This window comes from Sorangiineae bacterium MSr11954 (assembly GCA_037157815.1).
Taxonomy (GTDB): Bacteria; Myxococcota_A; Polyangia; order Polyangiales; family Polyangiaceae; genus Pendulispora; species Pendulispora albinea.
Genome location: CP089984.1, coordinates 10,319,581 through 10,340,690 on the forward strand (window position 1 = coordinate 10,319,581; position 21,110 = coordinate 10,340,690).

General features: G+C 66.6%; 18 protein-coding genes. 10 read left to right on the forward strand and 8 right to left on the reverse strand.

The window, feature by feature from the left end:
- Position 1: 1 nt before the first annotated feature.
- Complete coding sequence (locus LZC94_40355; GenBank protein ID WXB14070.1) at positions 2–2,734, reverse strand: PBP1A family penicillin-binding protein; 2,733 nt, start codon at positions 2,732–2,734, stop codon at positions 2–4.
- A gap of 56 nt (positions 2,735–2,790) precedes the next feature.
- Between LZC94_40355 and LZC94_40360 the strand changes: the two genes are divergently transcribed.
- The gene (locus LZC94_40360; GenBank protein WXB14071.1) at positions 2,791–4,752 is read left to right on the forward strand and encodes a serine/threonine protein kinase; all 1,962 of its coding nucleotides are present in this window, start codon (positions 2,791–2,793) and stop codon (positions 4,750–4,752) included.
- Positions 4,753–5,859, forward strand: coding sequence for a transporter substrate-binding domain-containing protein (locus LZC94_40365; GenBank protein ID WXB14072.1), 1,107 nt, complete (start codon positions 4,753–4,755; stop codon positions 5,857–5,859).
- Here LZC94_40365 and LZC94_40370 read toward each other — a convergent pair whose 3' ends face one another.
- Positions 5,860–7,005, reverse strand: a complete 1,146-nt coding sequence (locus tag LZC94_40370) for a serine/threonine protein kinase (GenBank protein WXB14073.1) — start codon at positions 7,003–7,005, stop codon at positions 5,860–5,862.
- Positions 7,006–7,235: 230 nt separating this feature from the next.
- Here LZC94_40370 and LZC94_40375 point away from each other — a divergent pair, with 230 nt between their 5' ends.
- The 3 genes from LZC94_40375 (at position 7,236) to LZC94_40385 (ending at position 12,063) form a co-directional block, all read left to right on the forward strand.
- Positions 7,236–7,907 (forward strand): polyphenol oxidase family protein, encoded by a 672-nt coding sequence (locus LZC94_40375; protein WXB14074.1) that lies wholly within the window; start codon positions 7,236–7,238, stop codon positions 7,905–7,907.
- Between the two features lie 13 nt (positions 7,908–7,920).
- Entirely contained in the window at positions 7,921–9,324 is a 1,404-nt protein-coding gene (locus tag LZC94_40380; protein WXB14075.1) for a pyridoxal-phosphate dependent enzyme, read from the forward strand.
- A gap of 495 nt (positions 9,325–9,819) precedes the next feature.
- Positions 9,820–12,063, forward strand: coding sequence for a hypothetical protein (locus LZC94_40385; protein ID WXB14076.1), 2,244 nt, complete (start codon positions 9,820–9,822; stop codon positions 12,061–12,063).
- Between the two features lie 26 nt (positions 12,064–12,089).
- On the opposite strand, the gene LZC94_40390 is transcribed toward LZC94_40385, so the two are convergent.
- From LZC94_40390 to LZC94_40405, 4 genes are all read right to left on the reverse strand, one after another.
- Positions 12,090–13,112, reverse strand: a complete 1,023-nt coding sequence (locus LZC94_40390) for an MBL fold metallo-hydrolase (protein ID WXB14077.1) — start codon at positions 13,110–13,112, stop codon at positions 12,090–12,092.
- A gap of 93 nt (positions 13,113–13,205) precedes the next feature.
- A complete protein-coding gene (locus LZC94_40395) occupies positions 13,206–14,108 on the reverse strand; it encodes a DMT family transporter (protein ID WXB14078.1) in 903 nt (300 codons plus the stop codon).
- Between the two features lie 81 nt (positions 14,109–14,189).
- Positions 14,190–14,471 carry a hypothetical protein gene (locus tag LZC94_40400; protein ID WXB14079.1) on the reverse strand — a complete coding sequence of 94 codons (282 nt, stop codon included), beginning with the start codon at positions 14,469–14,471 and terminating at the stop codon, positions 14,190–14,192.
- Positions 14,472–14,538: 67 nt separating this feature from the next.
- The gene (locus LZC94_40405; protein ID WXB14080.1) at positions 14,539–16,161 is read right to left on the reverse strand and encodes a HEAT repeat domain-containing protein; all 1,623 of its coding nucleotides are present in this window, start codon (positions 16,159–16,161) and stop codon (positions 14,539–14,541) included.
- A gap of 81 nt (positions 16,162–16,242) precedes the next feature.
- Between LZC94_40405 and LZC94_40410 the strand changes: the two genes are divergently transcribed.
- The 3 genes from LZC94_40410 to LZC94_40420 all read left to right on the forward strand — a co-directional run bounded on the left by LZC94_40410 (position 16,243) and on the right by LZC94_40420 (position 19,333).
- A complete protein-coding gene (locus tag LZC94_40410; GenBank protein ID WXB14081.1) occupies positions 16,243–16,926 on the forward strand; it encodes a molybdopterin-dependent oxidoreductase in 684 nt (227 codons plus the stop codon).
- Positions 16,919–17,530, forward strand: a complete 612-nt coding sequence (locus tag LZC94_40415) for a PepSY-associated TM helix domain-containing protein (protein WXB14082.1) — start codon at positions 16,919–16,921, stop codon at positions 17,528–17,530. The genes LZC94_40410 and LZC94_40415 overlap by 8 nt, the downstream gene beginning before the upstream one ends.
- Positions 17,531–17,794: 264 nt before the next feature.
- Positions 17,795–19,333, forward strand: coding sequence for a response regulator (locus LZC94_40420; GenBank protein WXB14083.1), 1,539 nt, complete (start codon positions 17,795–17,797; stop codon positions 19,331–19,333).
- Positions 19,334–19,339: 6 nt separating this feature from the next.
- Here the strand turns inward: LZC94_40420 and LZC94_40425 are convergent, their stop codons facing one another.
- The gene (locus tag LZC94_40425) at positions 19,340–19,951 is read right to left on the reverse strand and encodes a deoxynucleoside kinase (GenBank protein WXB14084.1); all 612 of its coding nucleotides are present in this window, start codon (positions 19,949–19,951) and stop codon (positions 19,340–19,342) included.
- A 104-nt stretch (positions 19,952–20,055) separates the two neighbouring features.
- Here LZC94_40425 and LZC94_40430 point away from each other — a divergent pair, with 104 nt between their 5' ends.
- The gene (locus LZC94_40430) at positions 20,056–20,250 is read left to right on the forward strand and encodes a hypothetical protein (GenBank protein ID WXB14085.1); all 195 of its coding nucleotides are present in this window, start codon (positions 20,056–20,058) and stop codon (positions 20,248–20,250) included.
- Entirely contained in the window at positions 20,247–20,489 is a 243-nt protein-coding gene (locus tag LZC94_40435; protein WXB14086.1) for a hypothetical protein, read from the forward strand. The genes LZC94_40430 and LZC94_40435 overlap by 4 nt, the downstream gene beginning before the upstream one ends.
- 7 nt (positions 20,490–20,496) lie before the next feature.
- On the opposite strand, the gene LZC94_40440 is transcribed toward LZC94_40435, so the two are convergent.
- Positions 20,497–21,039 carry a hypothetical protein gene (locus LZC94_40440; protein WXB14087.1) on the reverse strand — a complete coding sequence of 181 codons (543 nt, stop codon included), beginning with the start codon at positions 21,037–21,039 and terminating at the stop codon, positions 20,497–20,499.
- Between the last annotated feature and the right edge of the window lie 71 nt (positions 21,040–21,110).

Consider the following 21,110-nt stretch of genomic DNA (forward strand, 5'->3'; position numbering starts at 1 on the left):
CTCAAGGCTCCCCCGCGTGCGACTCCGTTCCACCATCGCCGCCGACGACGACGGTCGCATCCCCCACCTCGGTCGGCTCCGTGCCGGCGAGAAACACTTCGTCCATCGTGTCCGTGTCGTTCTCGAAGGGGAGCTTGCCCGTTTTCTTGTTGATGCGCACACCCACCACCCCGGGGGGACGCGGGAACTCGCTCGGCGGCTTTCCCTCGTGCGCCACCTTCATGAAGGAGATCCACGCCGGGAGCGCCGTTTGCGCGCCGCTCTCGCCGCCGCCCAGCGGCTTTCCGTCGTCGTAGCCCACCCACACCACGGAGGCAATTTCGGTCGAATAGCCCGCGAACCACGTGTCCTTCGACTGGTTGCTGGTTCCGGTCTTGCCGGCGAGCGGCCTTCGCAGCTCCCGCGCGCGCGCCCCGGTGCCATGATCGATCACGCTCGTGAGCATGTTGGTCGTCACGTACGCCTCGGCGTCGTCGAGCACGCGGCGGGGCGGCGGCGGGGGCTTCAGCGCGATCTCGCGCCCGTCCGGCCCCACGATGCGCGTCACCAAGCGCGGCTCCTCGTACACGCCGCCGGCCGCGAAGGTCGCGTAGGCGCCGCAAAGCTCGATGGGCTCCACCTCGTAGCTCCCGAGCGCGAGCGACAGATCGGGCTTGAGGGTCGACTGGATCCCCAGCGCGTGCCCCCACTCGACCACGTTGGCCGGGCCCACCTGCTCGAGCACCCGCACCGCGCCCACGTTCACCGAGTTGGCGAGCACCTCGCGCAAGCGCAGCGGATCGGTCGCCGTCCACCCCTCGTAGTTCGACGGCTTGTAGGTGCCGAAGGTGCCGGGGTTCACGTCGATGAGCGTGGCCGGCGTGAAGATGCGCGAGTGGAGCGCGTACGAATAGACGATGGGCTTGAACGTCGAGCCCGGCTGCCTCCGCGCCTGCGTCGCGCGATCGAGCCCGCCGTTCGACGCCTCGTAGTTGCCCACCATGGCCAGCACGTTGCGCGTGCGCGCGTCGATGGCGACCAGCGCCCCTTCCGGGCCCGACTCGAGCCGCAGCGGCACCTTGGCCAGCGGGGTGGAGGTGGTCGTGGTCGTGATCGAGGTGCGCGCCTCCTCGGGAACGGGCGCGAGCAAGCTGACACGCAAGAGGCTCCCCGCGGGCGCGAACACGCTGGCCGCCAGCCCTTGCGGGTTGTAGCGCTCGTAGTCGGCGAGCTTCACCGAGCCGGTCACCGTCCCCACCTTGACGTCGATCGTGCCCTGCGCGTCGTCGGCGCCGGAGGCCACGCCGATGAGCACCTTGTGCTTGTCGAAGCTGGGGGTGCCCTCGAAGGGTACGTCCTTGGGCTGCGGCTTCGGCCCTTTGCCCTTCGAGGCCTGCGGCGGCACCGGCACCTTGAGCGCCCCCGTCAGCCCATGGCGCTTGTCGTACGCCAAGAGCGCATCGCGCAGCCCCTTGCGGGCCGCTACTTGCAGCTTGGGATCGATGGTCGTCTGGATGGTGTACCCACCGCGCCGCGCGCCCTCCGGATCGAGCTCGAGCAGCATGCGGCGCGCCTTCTCCACCACCTCCGGCGCGAGCTCGCTGTTGATCTCCACGCTGGCCGCCAGCTGCACCGACTCCGCGTTGGCCGCTTCGTACTGCGGATCGTTCAGAAAGCCCTTCTCGTGCATCTGGCTGAGCACGAAGGCGCGCCGGCTCAAGGACCGCTTCATGTCCTTGCGGGGTGAAAACGACTCGGGCCCCGCCACCAAGCCCGCCAGAAGCGCGCCCTCGGCGATGGTCAGATCCTTGGCGTTCTTCCCGAAGTTGTCGCGCGCAGCCTCCTGGATGCCGTAACGACCGTGGCCGAAGTAGATGTGATTCAGGTAGAGCTCGAGGATCTCGTCCTTCTCCAGCTCCTGCTCGAGCTTGCGCGCCAGAAGCGCCTCGCGGATCTTGCGCTTGTAGGACTTCTCCGAGTCGAGCAGCAGGTTCTTCACCACCTGCTGCGTGATGGTCGAGCCGCCTTGGCGCTTCTTGCCGGCCTTCAAGTTGACGGCGAACGCCCGCGCGATGCCGAAATAATTGAGCCCCTCGTGCTCGTAAAAGCCCGCGTCCTCGGCCGCCAGCACCGCCAGCTTCACGTGCGCCGGCAGTGACTTGATGGGCACCACCGTGCGCCGCTCCGTGAAAATCTCGGCCAGCAAGGTTCCGTCGCGCGCCAGCACCCGCGTCACCTGCGGCGGCCGGTAATTTCCCTTGAGATCCGCGATCGATGGAAGCTGCGCCTCGAAGTGCCGCACCACCAGGATGAGGCCTACCACCCCCGCCAAGGAGATCGCGGCCACCGCGATGCCGATCCGCTTGGCCCAACGCCCGATGCCATGCCACGCGGGTGACGCAAAAAGCCGGGCGAGACGCTCGTGCACATGACCGAACCCCTTCCCGTCCCCGCCGTCCCCGTTCCCGCCGTCACCATTTCCGCGGCCGTTTCCGCCCGAGCCTCCGGCGCCGCCCGTCCCTCCGGTTCCTCCTGCGCCACCTCGGCCCGCACCACCGCCGCCGCCCGCCGAACCAGGGCTCGATGGCCGCGACTTTCCTTCGAGGATCTCCGATGCCGTCAATCGCACGCTTCGAGGAGGAGGAACGCTGGGAACGGCCTTTGCGATTCCGCCTTCACGCGTTTCGGGCGTGCTCGGGCGCGCGGGGCGCTGAGAATTCTCGGGGGTGCCTTCGGGCGGCTTGGAGTTCGCCACGGTCAGGAGGTTATCATCGCGGCCATGAGGCCGCGTCAACGTGGAGAGGTAACTTCGTGAGCACGGGTGATCCCTTGGGGATGATCGGACAGGTCCTGCACGGGCAGTTCCGTGTCGATGACCTCGTCGAGGACGGGAAGCGGAGCTTTCTCTACCGCGGCGCGCACTTGATGCTCGAGGTCCCCATCGCGATCAAATGCATGAAGGCGCCCTCCAGCGGTTCGCATGAGCAGTTCATACGCCGGTTCCGCCATGAAAGCCGCCTTCACTACAAACTTTCGCAGGCCAGCCCCCACGTGGTCCGCGTGCTGGCGAGCGGAACGGCGGTCGCCCCCAACGGTTCGCAGCTCACGCCGTTCATGGTCCTCGAGTGGCTCGAAGGCCAAACGTTGGCCCGCGATCTCGAGCGCCGGCGCGCGGCGGGCCAACGCGGACGCACCCTGACCGAGGCCATTCGCTTGCTCGACCCTCCGGTTGAGGCGCTGGCCTTTGCCCATGCGCACGGCATCGTCCACCGGGAGGTCACCCCCGACAATCTTTTCCTGGCCAAGGTGGGCGGCGGGCAGCGCATCAAGCTGCTCGATTTGGGCGTCGCCAAAATTTTGGGCGAGCGCGCGCTCGATCTTCCGCCGCCATCGCAATCCATGGGGCTCGTCCCCATTGGCGCGCCGGCCTATGCCGCGCCGGAGCAATACAGCTCGGGGGTCGGCGCCGTGGGCCCTTGGACCGATGTGTATGCGATCGCGCTGGTGCTGCTCGAGATGCTCATGGACCGGCCGGTCATCGAAGAAGGCCCGGTGCCCATGGGCGTTCGGGTGCTGGATGTCGCGCGGCGGCCCACCCCGCGCGCCCTCGGCCTCGAGGTGAGCAACCGGGTCGAGGCCGTGCTGGCGCAAGCCGTGGCCGCGCGCCCCGAGGATCGCCCGCAGGACGCGGGAGAGCTCTGGGGCATGCTGAAAAACGCGCTCATGCGCGACCAAGATTCGCTCCAGCGCGTGTCGAAGCTCCCGGTCACCGCCGTGCCGGGCTTCGATTCGTCGGGCGCCCCCATCTCCGAGGTCACCGGCGCCGAGCTGCCCACGGCGGCACTTTTGCTGCAGCAAGAGCGCGAACGAGCCTCGCTCCCCGCCGAGCTCCGCGAGACCGTCGCCAGCCGCGATACGCTCACCACGCGAAGCGACTCCATCACCACGCCCCGCGCCGATGAAATGGCCGTTCACATGGCGCGCGCCGCGGCCGCCGCCGAGGGTCGCGATAGCCCCGAGACCTCGCGGGAGCCGCCCACCATGATGGTGGCGGCCGAGGACCTTTCGTACGACGAGCTGGGGACCAAGACCCTGGAGCGCATGTCCTTGCCGCGCGGCATGCTCGAGACCACGTTGAGCAGCGCGGTGCGGCCGCCCTTCACCGAGCCTGCGTCGCAGGGGACCCCGCCGCGCGAGCCCGAGTCGGCCGATGAAAACACGCGGATCATGGAGGCCGATGAACTGCGCGGTCTGAGCCTCTCGATGGACCCGCAGGAGCCCGTCTCGCGCCAAGCGGAGCTCTTTTTGCTCGCCGACACCAAGGTTTCGCCGCGCGGGCTGCTCGTAGACCCCGCGGCCGACGCAAAAAATCCAGACATCACGGTGCGAAACCCCGACACCACCACCAAGGCCCCCCTCTTGCCCCCGCCGCCGAAGCCCGCGGTGGTCCCCAACCTCGGGACCACATGGCCCGTGCCCAACGCGGCGACCCCCGCGGGCGCCGGATCGCACCCGCCCTTTCCCTTTCAAGCCCCGGGGCAGCCGCCCTTTCCCACGGGCGCGCCCGCGGGCCAAATGGTGCAGCAATATGTCGCACCCACCGGACCTTTCGTGCCGGCGGGTGCCGGAGCGCCGGGTCCCAACGGAACGTCCGTTCAACCGAAGAAAAAGGAGGGCGTCAGCGTGGCGCTGGTAGCGATCCTCCTCGTTTTGGGGCTACTTGTGGCGGTGGGCGCGGCGCTGTGGGTCGCGGCGCGCCTAGGGTGGATCTAAATGGGCGTTGGTCGCACGTCTCGCTTCGTTCGGTATCTCGTCGTCCTCTGCCAAGCCCTCGCCGTTCTCTGCTTCGTGGCATCCCCCGAGCAGGCCAGGGCCGCCGACCCCCCGCTCAAGGTTTACGTCAAGCCCATCGAGCCCTTCATGTTTCAAGAGGGCGGCAAATCGGTCGGCTTCAGCGTCGACCTCTGGGATCGCGTGGCCAAGGAGACGGGCATCACGTACGAGCTCCAGTGGGTGAGGAGCGTGGGCGATCAGATCGACGCGCTCAAGAACAAGCAAGCCGACGCGGCCATCGCGGCCATCAGCATCACGGCCGAGCGCGAGGCCGTCGTCGACTTCAGCCAGCCCTTCTACGAGTCGGGGCTCGGCATCCTGGTGGGGACCACGCACCAGAGCTCCGTGCGCTCCCTCGTCAAGAGCGTCTTCACCCTCGATTTTCTCAAGTTGATCGGGGCCTTGGTGGTCCTCTTGGTGGTCACCGCCCACCTTTTGTGGTTCTTCGAGCGCAATCGCAACCCCGACCAGTTCCCGCGGCCTTACCTCGCAGGCGTGTGGGAGTCGGCCTGGTGGGCCATCTCCACCATCCTCAGCGGCGGGTGCGATGCCAAGGGCCCCATCGTCATCGGCGGCCGCATCGTGGGCGCCTTTTGGATGCTCGCCAGCATCGTGCTGGTCTCGTACTTCACCGCCTCCATCACCACCGTGATGACCGTCAATCAGCTCACGAGCGACATCAACGGGCCCGGCGATCTGCCGGGCCAAATCGTGGGCACCGTCAAGGGCACCACGGGCGAGAAGTACCTCACCGCGCACCGCGTGTCCGTGCGGGCCTTCGACCGCATCGAGGAGGCCTACTTCGCGCTCGAGAAGAAGCAGATCAAGGCCGTGGTCTACGACGCGCCGGTGCTCCTCTACCACGTGAAGCAAAGCAAGAGCGACCAGCTCAAGGTCGTCGGAAGGCTCTTCGAGAAGCAAAACTACGGCATCGCGCTGCAGCAGGGCAGCAAGTACCGCAAGCCGATCAACGAGGCGCTCCTGAAGCTGCGCGAGTCGGGCTACATGGACGAGCTGAGCACCAAGTGGTTCGGCCCGTCCGAGTAGCTAGCGTGCCATCAAGAACCGCATCACCAGCACGGCCACCGCCGCGCCGACCACCAGACACCCCACGGCCACCGTTCCCAGGAGCAGGAGCGGATTGGGCCGCGGCTTCATGGCCCGGATCTGCGCCGCGTCGCTGTTGATCGAGACCACGCTGGGCGGCGAGGGCGCCGGCGGAGGTGGCGGTGGGAGCGCGCGAAGGTTGGCGCCGTTGGTGGACGCCGGCGCGGGGGTGCCATAGGCCGCCTGGGCGTGCGTGCGTCCCTCGAGCACGGCTTGCAGCGCGACGGCAAAATCGGCCGCGCTGGGGAATCGCTCCTCGGGGCGCTTGGCCAGGGCGCGATCCATCACGTGATCGAGCGCCTGCGGAAACACCCGGCCCTCGACCCGACGGCTCAGTGGGATCGGCCTGCCGCTGACGTGCAGCTGCAAGTAGTCCATGGCCCCCTTGGCCTCGAAGGGAAGCTTGCCGGTGAGCACCTCGTACAGGATCACCGCGAGCGAATAGATGTCGCTCCCCGCGGTGAGGGTTTTGCCTTGGGCCTGCTCCGGGCTCATGAACTCCGGGGTGCCGAAGACCATGCCCTCCTGGGTCAAGATGAGCGAACCGGGACGCATCTCGCGCTCGGTCACCTTGGCGAGCCCGAAGTCGAGCACCTTGGGGTAGTCCTTCATCCCGCCCTGCTGGCAGAGAAAAATGTTCTCTGGCTTCAGATCGCGATGGATGATGCCCGCCCGATGCGCCTCCTCCAGCGCGCCGCACACCTGGATGAGAATGGGCAGCGCGCGCGGCATGGCCATGGGCCCCTCGCCGCGCACGGTCTGATTCAAATTTTTGCCCTCGAGGAACTCCATCACGATGTAGAGCGAGCCATCCTCGAGCTCGCCGTAGAGGAACACCTTCACCGTGTTGGGGTGCGTGAGATGGCTCATCGCCCGCGCCTCGCGCCGGAACCGCGACGCCAGGTCCTTGCGGTTCGTGAGCTTCGGATGGAGGATCTTCACCCCAACCATCCGGTTCATCTCGGGCTGCAAGGCCTTGTAGACCGCGCCCATACCGCCCGTGCCGATCTTTTGCAGGATCTGAAACTGCCCGTTCAGGATGTCTCGGCCGATAAACGGATCCTGCGGACGCATGGGGCGGTTCACTCCGGCCTTCGGCCTACATAGGCGTTGGCTAAGGGTCTCTTTCTCGTCTCTCTCAAGGAAGCACGTTCCACTATAGAGCGCGTTTTCATCTCAATGGTAGCCTTCCGAAGCCGGACCTCATGACCATTTCCCTCGCCAGTCCGGCCCTCGCCGGTGCAGGCTTTTCGCACGGATTCTCCACACGCGAGGTGGACCTCCGATTCGATGCGCCCGAGTACTCCGCCAGTCTCATGAGATTTGGCAGAGCCGCAGGCATCGCTCCAGTTCGTATCGCGCAAGCGCGCCAAGTTCACGGCATCCAAGTGGTCGATGCAAAAACGACCTCCGCGCACTCCGATCCGAGCGATCCCGCGCCCTGGTCCGAGAGCTTGCCGGAGGCCGACGCCATCGTGGCCGAGCCCGGAACCGCAGCAGGTGTGCGGGTAGCCGACTGCGTCCCCATCCTGGTGGGCGACCCCGGGAGCGGCATCGCCGCCGCCATCCATGCCGGCTGGCGTGGAACGGTCGCCGGCGTGGTCCAAAGCGCGGTCGATCGCATGGCGAGCCTGGGCGCCGATCCCGCGCGCGCCGTGGCCGCCATCGGACCGTGCATCTGCGTCGGGTGCTTCGAGGTGGGCGACGAGGTAGCCGAGCGCATCGTGGAAACGTGCGGCGACCCTTCGGTGATCGTTCGGCGGCAGAAACCCCACGCCGATTTGCGCGCGGCCGTGCGGCTCCTGTTGGCCCGCGCCGGCATCGGCTTGGTCGAGGACGTCCCCGGCTGCACGCGGTGCGAAAAAGAGCGCTTCTTCTCGTACCGGAGGGGGCAAGAGGCCGGGCGCCAGCTCGCGGCCATCCTCGCCCCCGCCCCGCGTGTCCCGCGCGCCCCTGGTGTCCCTGATGTCTCGGGCGCCCGCTCGTGATAGGGAGCAGTACATGATGCACGGAGCGCTGGAGTCCATCACACAAGCCGTTGGCCACACCCCCATCGTCCGCCTCAATCGGGTCACGGCGGGCCTCAAGGCCGAGATTTACGTCAAGTGCGAGTTCCTCAACCCGGGCGGAAGCCACAAGGATCGCCTGGCGGCCAACCTGCTGCGCCGCGCCGAAGAGCAAGGCCTGCGCCCTGGCGGAACCATCGTGGAGGCCACCAGCGGCAACACCGGCGCCTCGCTCGCGCTTCTGGCCGCGGTGAAAGGTTACAAGTGCGTCTTCGTCATGCCGGACAAGATGAGCCAGGAGAAGATCCAGCACCTGCGGGCCTTCGGCGCGCGCGTGGTGGTGTGCCCCACGGCCGTCGACGCCGACGATCCGCGCAGCTATTACAAAGTATCGCGCCGCATCGCCGACGAAACTCCGAATAGCTTTTATGCCAATCAGTACCACAACCCGGCCAACCCCGAGGCGCACTACATCTCGAGCGCCCCGGAGATCTGGGAGCAGACGAACGGCGACTTCGACGCCTTCGTCGCGGGCATGGGCACGGGCGGCACCATCAGCGGGTGCGGCAAATATTTCAAAGAGCGCAACCCCAACGTTCAAATCGTGGGGGTCGACCCCGTGGGCTCGCTCTATTACGATTTCGTGAAGAGCGGCCGCATCACCAAGCCGTTCTCGTACAAGGTGGAGGGCATCGGGGAGGACTTCTTCCCCACCACCATGAACCTCGGCATCCTCGACGAGATCGTGCGCGTCGACGACAAAGAGTGCTTCCTCATGACCCGCGATCTCACGCGCCTCGAGGGCCTCTTCATCGGCGGCTCGGGCGGCGCGGCGGTGGCCGGCGCCATCAAGTACGCGCAAGCGCGCGACCGCGCCGAGAAGATCCTGGTCTTCCTCTGCGACGGCGGCAGCAAATACGTCTCGAAGATCTTCAACGACGACTGGATGCGCGAGAACGGCTTCTTGGCCGATCAGCCGGGCCTCGGCACCGTGCGCGACATCCTGAACCTGTCGCCCAAGCGCAAGATCGTGACCGCGTCCAAAAACTCCACCGTGCGCGAGGTCATCGGCTTGCTCAAGTCGCTCGACATCAGCCAGATCCCGGTGGTCGACGACGGCAAGCTCCGCGGCATCATCGCCGAGGTCGATCTCCTTCGCCACCTGGTCTCCGGCGCCAAGACGCTCGACTCCACCGTGGGCGAGCTGGTGGAGGGCGACTACGGCACCGTGACCCCGCAGACGAAGATCGAGCTCCTCCAAGGCGTGCTCGCCGACGCCAAGGTCGCCCTCGTGCTCGACGGCGACGACGTCACCGGCATCGTGACGAAGATCGACTTGATCGATTTTCTGGCGAAGGTCTCCGCGCCCGCAGCCGACTCGGCATCCAAGGGCGCGTAGGCGACCGCGCGCGCGCTCATCGAAAGACGTCCCCGAAGCCTCCCGGAGCGATGCTCCCGGAGGCTTCGTCGTTTCGGCGCTCCGTCGTTTTTGGACGGCGTGGCATTTCGGAGAACGGACGAACACAACGCGATGGCTACCGCCTGTCGCGATTCGCATTCTCGCGGGCGCCCCTCGCGTGCCGGAGATCGACCACCTACCAAGCACGAGCACGACCGCGCCCCAATCGGTCGGCGCTCATACGAAATTCATTTCCCAATTGCGACTTCGATTGCTGCGTTCACCGAAATTTCGATACGACGATTGCCCACGCGCGGGCATGGCACATGTCCCGTGGCGCAGAACGCTTCGATTTTGGCGCGATTCGACTGAGCAAATTTCAAATAGGATTTCAGCGTGGACGTGCTAGCCAAGCATCGATAAAGTGCCACACTATCGGCGACCGCGGTGAGTCGTGACGCGGTCCGAAACACACCTACTTGGAGAAACACCACGATGATCCGTCGAACGGCTAGTCAGCGACGTTGGTCGCTTCGATTCCCTTCCCAGGCGCTGGCCCTGGCCGCGCTCACGCAGGGTATCGTTCATTGTTCCATTCAGCGCGATTCCGCTCCTCCAGCGGAGGGCGACAGCGCGGCGGTGGATAGCGTCATCCAGGGGAAGGGAACGGTGGACGCCGCGTGGTTGCGCGCCCGCAAAAACGAGTATCTGCGATTTGCCACGCGCACCCCCGACGGCTTGGGCAACCCGGTGACGCTCCTCGCGCACGTCGCCCGCGCGCGGCTCGACCCGCCGTACCAGCTCCCGCCCATTCCGGCCTCTGTCGTGGACTCCGAGCTCGCCAAGATGGCGGCCCTGAACGACGGGCGCGACTTCATCGCCATTTATCTCCTGAACGTCTTGTACGGATACGGCGACCAAGCGTCCTTTCCGCCCGAGGTGCGCCTCAAAATCGAGAACGCCCTCGCCGATTTCAAATTTTGGTACACGGAGCCGACGCCCGACGGCAAAAAAGACGAAGCGTATTATTGGACGGAGAATCACCAGGCGATCTTCGCCACCATCGAATACCTCGTCGGGCAGAGGCTCCCGGAGCGCGCCCTCGGCACCGATCGGCGGCCGGGCAAGGAGCACGCGGCCGACGCGCGGGAGCGGCTCTTGCGATGGATCGATCAGCACTTCCGTTACGGCTTCGCCGAGTGGCACTCGAACGTCTATTATCAAAAAGACATCGTCCCATTGTTGACGCTCGTCGAATATGCAAACGACGCCGAGCTTCGCACGAAGGCGTCGATGGTGCTCGATCTCTTGTTCGTGGACCTCGGCCTCCACACCTTCCGCGACGCGTTCGGCGTCACGCACGGCCGCTCGTATAAAAAAGACAAGATGATGAGCACCGACGAGGACACGTGGGGGCTCACCAAGATCGTATTCAACCGATCCAAGTACGATTTCGACACCGGCGATCCGGGCGCCACCGTGTTCGCCGCCACCACCCGCTACCGGCTGCCGGAGATCGTGCGGAGGGTGGGGCTGGATCCCCGTCCGGTGGTCGATCGCGAGCACATCGGGCTCACCATCCCGGAGGCGCTCCCGGTGGAGCAAAATCCGCAAGCGCCCGGCGGCTTCTCGTTCACCAACCCGAAGGACTACACGGTGTGGACGGGCATGGGGGCGTACATCACATGGCCGGTGCTGCCCCTCACGGTCCAAATGGCGAATCAATACAACCTCTGGGACAAGCCGCCCTTCAACCAGTTCGAGCTCTTCCGATATCAGGATCCCGCCGTGTCGCAGCAGCTCACCGCGGGCTACACGGCGATCCTCAATTTCGGCCTGCTCCAGGGCGTCGATACCTACACGTATCGAACGGGCGATTCCATGCTCTCGAGCGCGGTCGATTACCGCAAGGGCACGTTCAATAACCAGATGCACTCCTGGCAGGCGACCTTCGACGCGCGGGCGCTGGTCTTTACGAACCACCCCTTCCGTCCCCTCGCCCAGTCCGGGGATTGGCTGGACGATCCCGAGGAGGGCGGCTACTGGAACGGCGAGGCCACCGCGCCGCGGTCCGCGCAACACAAGAACGTGGCCATTCACATCTACGCACCCCAATATCCGCAGCAGAACCCGCCGCCGCTCGAGTATTACCACTACGAGCCTTATACGCACGCCTACTTCCCGCAGGACTATTTCGACGAGGTCGTGCAAAAAGGGCAATGGACGTTCGGACGCTTCGGCAGCGGATACGTCGCGCTCTACTCCCACCGCCCCGCCGCCTACAAGATTTACAACGGCACCACCGAGGCCACCGGCGGCCGGGTCAAACCCTTCGATCTCATCGCCAATGGCGGCGCCGACAACGTGTGGCTGGTCGAGGTCGGGCGTCAGGCCGACTCGGGCTCCTTCGAGCAATTCCAGCAGCGCATCCTGGCGGCGAAGGTGGACATCACGAGCCGCGGTCCAGGGAAGCCGACCGGCGAGTCCGATGGCTTCGACGTGTCCTACGCGTCGCCGAGCCAGGGCCTCGTCACCTTCGGGTGGGAAGCCCCGCTCGTCGTCAATGGCCAAAACGTGGAGCTTCACCCCACCGATCGCTACGACAACCGCTACGGCCGCACCCCCGGCAACTCCAACACCGTCGACGTGCGCGACGGCGACTATTGGCTCCACCTCGACATCGCCAAAGGGGAGCGGATCCTCTGCGGCCCGAGCTTGGCCGCGGGCGAGGATCCGTAGCCTCTCGGCATCTCGACGGCAGCGGATCAGGGCTCGAGCGCGGTGAGCTCACCCTCCCGCAGCACGTGCAAGCGCGCGCTCGCGTCCTTGTCCTTGTCCTTGTCCTTGTCCTTGTCCTTGGACGCAGCGCGCTGCACGAGCGCGGCCACGGGCTCGCGGTAGTGGCCAAACGTGGTGTGGTGAATGGGGATGATCCGGCGCGCGCGCAGAAGCTCCGCCGCGCGCAGGGCCTCGTCGGCGTCCATGGATCGCCGGCCAAGCCGGCTGTCCACGCCGACGGCGCCCATATCAGGCAAGAAGAGATGCACGGGGCCGAACCGGGCGGGGATTTGATCCATCTCCTTGGAGAGGACGGAGTCGCCCGTCCAATACGCAACATACGGTGATGTCCCCGATTCCCAAGTAAAGACGTAGCCATTGCCCTTTCCAAGGTCGCCATCGAGGCCCGGATCGTGGGCATGATGGGCGGCGACCGCGCTGATGCGAAGACGGGAGGCGCCGTTTCGAAGCTGCGTCTCCTGCCCCCAGTCGAGCGCGCGCACATTCGTAAACCCCGCGGCGCGCACGCCGGCTTCGGCCGAGGGTGGGACGATGACCAGGGTGGTCTTTGGCAGGATCTCCTTCGCCCGCGCATCGAAATGGTCGGCGTGGCCGTGGCTGATGACGATGGCATCGAGCGCACCGAGGGGTACGTCCGGCGGATCGGTGTAGCGCGCGACGGGCGCGTTCGTCTCACCGGTGGACGGGTGCTTCGGGAGCACGAAGGCGTTCGGCCCGCGCGCCGAGAGCATGGGATCGGTCAAAATCCGAAGCCCGCCGCGCTCGATCCACACCGTCGGGCCGCCAAACCAGCGTAGCTGGCCTTTGGCCGTCGCCGCGACGGCGGACGTCTCCGTTGCGGCCCCCTCCTGCGCACCTGGAGCGCCCGAGGCGCTGGGCGACATGGCGCCCGCGGAGCTGGAGGCGCTGGGCGAGGTGGACGCGGCACACGCAACGAGCGAAATGGCCGCGAGCGAGGCGGCCGCCAATCGTGTTCGTACGAGAAACATGGCCGAGATGTGCGGTTGAGACGATCGCGCGGGTAGGCGCGGGCTCGATCAAGAAACCATTGCGCGGGATGAAAGAATCACGAAGCGCCGCACTCACGGCCACGCCATGCACACGGCGCCGGCCGCGACCGCCAGCGTACCGGCAATCTGCAAGGGGCGCGAGCGCTCGCCGCCGAGCCAGGCCAGCACTTGTGCAAAGAGCACCGAGGTGTTTCGAAGGGTCATGATGATGCCCGCGCCACCCCGCTCGAGCGCCCCGAGAAAGGCGACGAAGGACGCCGTCGTGAGCAGGCCCGCGATCACGATCGGCCATGGGTGCGCGCGCACATAGCGGGCCACCGTGGTCATCGTCGCCCTTCCATGCCAGGCGACGCTGACGGTGCTGGCCACGAGCATCGACACGGCGAGCACCACGGTGGGGGTGCCCTGCGCCTGCATGGCGCGCTTGTAGAGCAGGTGATACCCCGTGATGAAGACGGCGCACGCCATGGCCCAGCCGATCCCTGCGCGGAGCGAGGCTGGAGACATCGAAGAAGCCGGGGACGAAGCGGGGCGCGGCGCGCTTTTTCGTTCGTTGCTCCAGCCGACCAGGATAAGCCCGCACACCACGAGCGCCGTTCCGCAAACGGTGGTGGCGGTGACCTTCTCACCGAGCCAAAGGACCGAGATGGGCCAAATGAGGAGCAGCGCGCCGCCGCGCGCCACCGTGTACGCGACCCCCAGCGGTGCGCGCGCGAGCGCCTTGGCCAAGGTGACGAAGTAGCCGGCCTCGAACACGCCGGACGCCACGCTCAGGAGGATCGCGGCCATCGGCGGCGGTGACGATGCCGTCGTGAGAGCCAGCGCCACCGTGCTCGCGGCAGAGACGAACGTGATGCCCACCGCGGCCCACTCGGGCTTCTCTTGGCGCTTCAGAATGGCATTCCACAGCGCGTGCAGAAACGCCGAGCCTACGACCAAAAGAACGATGGAAAGGGAAACGCTATCGGACGCCAACGCGACCCACATACGTAGAGACGGCGGGTCCGCGCGCCAAGCGGCGCGGCGCAAAAAGCCGCATCCCGAACGGCGCGCGCCTTACGCCGGGCTCACGTAGCGCACGTCGATCCAATAGTGTTGCCCGTTGGGAAACAGGACCAAGCATTGCCCGGGGGCGACCTGCTCGATCGCGCCCTCGTAACGGTTGCCGTCGGGCCATTGCACGAGCACGCGGGCGCCCACGCCGAGGGCGGCGCGGTCTCCGGTCACGGTCGCCGGATCGATGGCTTGCTGTTCGAGCTCCGTGGGGAGCGAGGACTTGAGGCTCCCCCGCTTCGACTGCGATGTGCCGCACGACGAGCAAAATCGCGCTCCGGCCACATTGCTCCGGCCGCATCTCCAACAAGCACCCACGACATCAGCGTACGACCTGCAGCCACATTTTGCATCATCGATGCACGATGCGGCGCGAGGCTGGCTTTTGCTTCTGGAGCACCTCGAGCGTGGCCCAAAAGCCCCCCATGTCCACCTCGCGCGCGAGCTGCACGTCGAGCGGGAGCGCGCGGATCGCGCGGCGCGTTCGATCCGGAAAAGGGGTGAGCCATGTGAGCCTGCCGCCGGGCGCCAACACCTCGGCCGCGTGCTCGAGAAATTGCTCGAGCATCGTTCCGAGCTCCTTGGTGCGCGCGACCCTCAGACCCATGGGCGGGTTGGTCACGATGAGGGTGACCGGCTTGGGGGGCGCGAAGCGGGTGGCGTCGGCCAAGGACAGGGTGGCGGACACGCGCGCGCTGTCGAGGTTTGCGCGCGCGGCCTCCAGCGCCTTCGAGGCGAGATCGGTCCCGAACAGGGCCTCGCAGGGCCCGAGGCGGGCGCGCTCGATGAGCTCCATGCCCGAGCCGACGAACGGATCCCACACCACGTCGCCGTCGCGGATGCCCGCCACCCGCACCAACGCGGCGGCGATGGTGGGGTGCGACGCCGCGGGGACGTCGCGCACCCGGTACGAAAAGCGCGGATCGTCGAGCCCGCGCGGGCATAGCTCCAGGCGCAGCGAGCCTGCGCTGTCGCGCGCTTCGTACACGCGCACCTCCCAGAGGCTCGCGGTCGGATCGTTGATCAACTCGGGCCAGCGCTCCGAGACCTCCCGCGCGATCTGCCACACCTGCGCGCGCCGGTGCCCGCCCTCGGCGAAGGCCAGGCGGTAGCGGATCGGACCGCGGGTCCACGTCGTGAAGATGCTCCGCGCGTCCTCGGACGTGAGCAAGTCCGCCACCTTGCCGGACGGCTTTTCGATCCGCAGCGCGAACGAGAGCGCCGTGCGCGCCACGAAGGCGCGCTCCAGCGGGCCGCGCAAGGTGCCGCGCACCCAACCTTCGCCAGCGGTCAGCGGACCCCAGTCGCCGGCCGCCTCCAGCTCGTCTTGAAGCACGGGCTCCAGCCCGCGCCGCACGTGAAAAACGATGGGGATCGGCGACGGCGGGGCCAAGGTCGGGTCGAGGGAGCCGCCGGCCTCGCGCACGTGCGTTCGCTCGATCATCAAGCGCGCCCGCCCGGCGATGCGCGCGAGCTCCGGATCGGACTCGGCGCCCTTGGCCAGGGGCGCGAGCAGCTCGAGGGCGCTCTCGGCGCCCAAGGTGCCGAGCGCCGACGCGAAGGCGCGCTGCTCTTCGGGCGACAAATCGCCTTTTTTCCAAGCGGCGACCAGGGCGTGCTCCGCCTTGGGGGCAGCATCCCCGCGCACCTTGCCGAGGGCGCGTGCCGCGCTGCGGCGCACCTGCGATGAGGCGTCCTCCAGGGCGCGAAGAAAGAGCGCGACCGCCTCGTCGGTCTGGGTGATCCGGCCCACGGCGCGAACGAGGTGCACGCGCGCGGGCGTCGGGGCATTCTCCCACTGCGCGCAGGCGATGGGCACCAGGGCCTCGCCCAGGCGGGCCAGGGACTTTTCGACCGCCGAGCGGACGAGCACGTCCGGATCGGAGAGCAGAGCCAAAAGACCGACCGCATCGCGTAAGCTCGGGGTGAATCCTGGCGATTGGATGGCGGTTTTCAGCTCGGAAGGACTTTTCACGGGGCGCGCAGCGTAACCTTTTGTGCGGGCAGTCGTAACCTTCATCGAATGCCAAACCGACCTCCCCCCCACACCCCGAGCATGCTCGACCGCCGAACCTTCATGCGCGTGCTCGCGGCCGGTACCGGCATCTGCGCGCTCGGCGGCGCCACCTATGTGCTAGCCGACGAAAAGGCCCGTCGGGAGGCCGCGGCGCTCAAACGTCCGGACGGCCGCTCGCGCCTGCCGCCGAACCAATATTTGCTCCAGCGCCTTCGGGCCATGGGCGGAAGCGAGGGGGATCCGAGCGCCAAGGGCTTTTCGCTGAAGGTCCACGGCGAGGTGGAGCAGCCCTTTACGATCGACTTCGCGGGGCTGCTCGAGATGCCGCAGGTCGAACAAGTGTGCGACGTCCACTGCGTCACCAAGTGGACGGTGCTCGACAGCCACTGGACCGGCGTGCGCGTCGCCGATCTGGCGGCACGCGCCAAGGTCAAAAAGAGCGCACGGCACGTCATCTTCGAGGCCGCGCACGGCTACACGTCCAATGTCCTCTTGCGCGAAGCCCTCGCGCCCAACGTGCTGATCGCGCACCGCTACGAGGGCTCACCGCTGGCACGTCCGCATGGCGCGCCGGTTCGTGCGCTCGTCCCCGATCTGTATTTCTGGAAGAGCGCCAAGTGGATCACGGGCATCTATTTCAGCCCCGTCGACCGACCGGGCTATTGGGAGGTCCGCGGCTACAACAACCACGCCGATCCTTGGAAGGAAGAGCGCTATGGGTGAGCCGCAGAGGCCTGCCCCTCCGACCTTTTCGTTCGTACGCGCCTGGCTCCGGGCCATCCACCGCGATGTGGGCTATGTCGCCGTGGGGCTGACCTTCATCTACGCGTTGTCGGGGCTGGCCGTAAACCACATCGCCGATTGGAAGGACGGCGATGCGAACTTCAGCCGCTACCAAACGACCCACCATTTCGCGCCCTGGACATCATCGGGCGCGGAGGGCGACGACGAGGCCATCGCGCGCGACGTCGCCGCCAAGCTGTCCATCACCGAGCCGCCGCGCGAGGTGTACCGCGCCGCGCCCGACCAGCTCGATGTGCTGTGGGAGCGCCGCACGCTCCACGTCAACCCCGAGAAGGGCGAGGTGCTCGACGAGGGGGAGAAGCCGCGCTTTTTTCTGCGGCTCGCCAACTGGCTCCACTTGAACCGCGGCAAGAAAGCGTGGACCTATGTGGCCGATGCTTACGCCGGCGCGCTGCTCTTCTTGTCGATCTCGGGGCTGTTCATGATCAAGGGCAAGAAGGGGCTGCGCGGTCGGGGCGCCATCCTCGCCCTGGTGGGCATCGCCATCCCGGTTCTCTACGTGACGCTCGCCGGCGGACCTTGAGGGCGACGCGTCAAGGCACGGAATGCGCCCGACGTCGAGAGGCTTCGCGTGGAGCGCTGCAACATTACATCCATCCGTAAAATGACGGCGCAGCGGACAAATGGGGTCTTGCGACGGACAATTGACACTCGCACGTAGTCACAGCAACTTGTCGAAAAAGGCGACAGAACAGAGACGAAACGACAACGAAGGAACAACAGAACAATAAAACGAAGGGGGGCGTGTCGTGCTGCGGACCGTACATTCAATCGATTGTGTATGCCCATGATGGATCCCATGAAGATCCGCCTGCTTCTCGTTTCGAACGACGAAGCCGATGCCGTCCTGATAGCCAACCGGCTGAAAGAGATCCCGTCCACATCCCTCGAGTGGATTCGCTCGGTCGAGGGAGGAATCTTCGCGCTCGCACGCGGCGAACACGACCTCTGCCTGCTCGACTACGAGCTTGGCGCGCGGGGCGGCTTCAAGCTGTTGGAACGACACGGGGACACGATCCCCATCATCGTCCTCGCCCGCACCAACGGTGAGGCGGCGCCGCATCCGATCCCGGCGCGCGCGTTCGATGTGCTCGATCGAGCCAACATCGGGGGGCCGTTGTTCGAGCGCACCCTTCGCTATGCGCTCGAGCGCCGGAGCATGGTCTCGGCGGAGGCGAACCACGATCTCGAGGTGCAGGCGCGCCTCATGCTCGATGATCGGATCACGCGGGGCAGCGTGCTCGCGGCCTCGGTGGCGCACGAGATCAACAACCCGCTGGCGTACGTCACGTCGAACCTGATCTTCGCCATCGACGAGCTGGGACGGCTGGCCGAATCGGCCCCCCATGCGTCCGAGTACGGCACACGGCTCGGCCAAGTGCGCGAAGCGTTGGCCGACGCCCGGCAGGGAGCCGAGCGGGTGGAGGCCATCACACGCGACCTGAAGATCTTCTCCCAGGCGCGCGACGACCGAAAGGGCACGGTGGACGTGCACCGCATCCTCCAGGCGGCGCTCAACATGACCCGCGCCGAGATCCGCGCGCGGGCGCGCCTGGTCACGGAGCTCGGGCAGGTGCCCGACGTCATCGCCAACGATGGCCGTCTGGCGCACGTGTTCATCAACCTGCTGCTGAACGCGGTGCAAGCGATCCCGGAGGGCAGGGCGCGCGAGCACACGGTGCGGGTGGCCACGCGCTTGGAGCGGGAGGGCGTGATCGTCGAGGTGTCCGACACGGGCGTGGGCATGTCGAACCAGGTGCGCGAGCGCATCTTCGAGCCGTTCTTCACCACCAAGCCCACCTTGCGCACGGGCCTCGGTCTGTTCGTCTGTCACAACATCGTGCAGAGCCTGGGCGGGCGCATCCTGGTCGAGAGCGAGCTCGGACGCGGCAGCACTTTCCGGGTCGAGCTCCCGTCGAACACCTCGGCGGTCCTGCCGGTGGCGCGCGACCACTCCGGCCGGGCGCACATCCTCATCGTCGACGACGAGCCGCTCGTCTGCAGCTCGCTCCAACGAAGCCTCAAACGCGACTACGAGGTCACCGCGGTGCAATCCGCACGCACGGCGCTCGATCTCATCTCCTCCGGCGGGCCGTTCGATCTGGTGTTGTGCGATCTGATGATGCCCGAGATGAGCGGCATGGATCTCTACGAAGAGCTCCACCGCCGCTTCCCCGCCCAATGCGCCAAGTTGATCTTCTTCACCGGCGGCGCTTCGAGCACGGGCGCGCGTGAATTTCTGGAACGCGTCCCCAACCCGCGCCTCGAGAAGCCGGCCGACATCGGGCGCATCCGCGAGCTCCTGCGCGAGCGGATCGCGAGCTGATTCGCGTCACAGAAGCGCTTCGTCCAAGGTTCGGGTCAAGTCGATGAGGTCGACCAAATCTTCGACGTAGTCCAGCTTCGTGGTGTCGATCCGAACGATGGGCGACAGGTCGTAGGCATCGAACCATCGCTCGTAGAGTTTGTGCAGCCCACGCAGGTACGCCGTGGGAATCTCTTTCTCCATCGCCCGCCCGCGCCGCGCGATGCGCTTCTTCGTGGTCCCGAGCGAGCACGTGAGCGCAATGAGCACATCGGGCGGGCGAAGCGCCCGCAAAATGCCCCGATAGAGCCGCTGGTACACCTCCCAATCCCGCGGCTCGATGTTCCCCTGCGCATAGAGGCTCTGCGCAAAAATCTCCGCATCCTCGTAAATGGTGCGATCGATGACGGCCGGCGCCTCGCACCGTTCGAGCTCCTGGTGCAGCTCGAGCTTGTGCGCGAGAAAAAAAGCCTGCGAGTGAAACGCCCACCGCTTCATGTCGTGATAAAAATCCGACAAATACGGGTTGGCCTCGTTCGGCTCGTAAAAAGCTTTGAGCCCATAGCGCTTCACCAACCACGCCACCAGCGACGTCTTTCCCGCCCCGATGGTTCCTGCCACCGCAATGTACCGCTTCATGTCGAAGACCCCAGTGATGTGCTTCTTACACTGAGTTGACGGCTATGGGTGGGTCCGCTGTCGTGGCTGGCGCGTGCCGTGTCTTTGGGATACGGTTCTCCGTCATGGGTCCCGCGAGCACACGACTCCGAGCGCACGATCCCGTTCTTGCAGCCATGGAGAACGCCCGGCGCGATGAACGTGGCGTGACGGAGGACGAGCGCCTCGCGCTGCTCGAAGCGCGCGCCGATGGGCGCTTCGTCTCCCACGAGGAGATGGCGAAGGCGCTCGAAGACGGCACACAGCCCCACGAAAAATGAGCCGCACGCCCCGTTGGGGTTTCCTGGCGGTGCAGGATCTCAAACGCATGCCTTGGCGTGCAGCTGCAAAAGTCGATGCGGCCATCCAACGTTTTGCCGAGACAGGCGAAGGGGATCTGCGCTGGGTCAGCGTGAACGGCGTTCGCGAGTTTCGACTCTACGTTCCACCGTATTTCGCGTGGGTTTCGGTCGACGAGGACGAGCTTCTGGTCTGGCGCGTCCTGCGCTACACGCATTGAGCGTCGGTTACTGCGCGAGCGCCTCGGGGATGCGTTGGAGGGCGCCGCGGACGGCGGTGCGGAGGGCCAGGCGCTCTTGGGCAAAGGGGGCCGAGGTGTCGGACTGGGCCTTGGCGCGGCCCTCGAGCACGGCGAAGATGTTGCCGCCTTTTTTGGTGCGGAGGGCGGCGGAGATGACGCAGGTGGTGGCGGCGCCTTCGGCGGTCGACTCGGTCTCCATGCGAAGCAGCGAGACGGAGAGGATGACGGGCCGCCGGCGGGCGCGGCTCAAGTCGAGGGATGGGAGCTCCTCGGTCACGGCGGCGCGGAGGACGCCAGGGACGTCGACCCCGGGGCGAACGACGCTGGTCGAGACTTCGCCTACGGCCACGAGCGCAACGGGCGAAGGGTCCATGGCATCGACACGCGCCGGCATGAGCGAAGCGCCGGCGGCGAGCGCCAGGACCAGGATCGACCGGTATACGGCTTGGAACGTCGGCCGCGTACGGCGGACGTGTGCGTTGAAGGTCGGCCGCGTACGGCGGCAGGCCTCCGAACCTCTGAAGCGCATCGACTTCCTCCCTTGTTGTCCACATTGCACGACCCACACCTGGACGGCCTCTCGAAGGTCGTAGGTGAGGG

Coding starts and splice junctions, on each gene's coding strand:
- LZC94_40415 (WXB14082.1), top strand. CDS start 16,919: ATGGGTGAGCCGCAGAGGCCTGCCCCTCCGACCTTTTCGTTCGTACGC.
- LZC94_40380 (WXB14075.1), top strand. CDS start 7,921: ATGATGCACGGAGCGCTGGAGTCCATCACACAAGCCGTTGGCCACACC.
- LZC94_40435 (WXB14086.1), top strand. CDS start 20,247: ATGAGCCGCACGCCCCGTTGGGGTTTCCTGGCGGTGCAGGATCTCAAA.
- LZC94_40425 (WXB14084.1), bottom strand. CDS start 19,951: ATGAAGCGGTACATTGCGGTGGCAGGAACCATCGGGGCGGGAAAGACG.
- LZC94_40375 (WXB14074.1), top strand. CDS start 7,236: ATGAGATTTGGCAGAGCCGCAGGCATCGCTCCAGTTCGTATCGCGCAA.
- LZC94_40365 (WXB14072.1), top strand. CDS start 4,753: ATGGGCGTTGGTCGCACGTCTCGCTTCGTTCGGTATCTCGTCGTCCTC.
- LZC94_40390 (WXB14077.1), bottom strand. CDS start 13,112: ATGTTTCTCGTACGAACACGATTGGCGGCCGCCTCGCTCGCGGCCATT.
- LZC94_40410 (WXB14081.1), top strand. CDS start 16,243: ATGCTCGACCGCCGAACCTTCATGCGCGTGCTCGCGGCCGGTACCGGC.
- LZC94_40420 (WXB14083.1), top strand. CDS start 17,795: ATGATGGATCCCATGAAGATCCGCCTGCTTCTCGTTTCGAACGACGAA.
- LZC94_40440 (WXB14087.1), bottom strand. CDS start 21,039: ATGCGCTTCAGAGGTTCGGAGGCCTGCCGCCGTACGCGGCCGACCTTC.
- LZC94_40385 (WXB14076.1), top strand. CDS start 9,820: ATGATCCGTCGAACGGCTAGTCAGCGACGTTGGTCGCTTCGATTCCCT.
- LZC94_40430 (WXB14085.1), top strand. CDS start 20,056: ATGGGTCCCGCGAGCACACGACTCCGAGCGCACGATCCCGTTCTTGCA.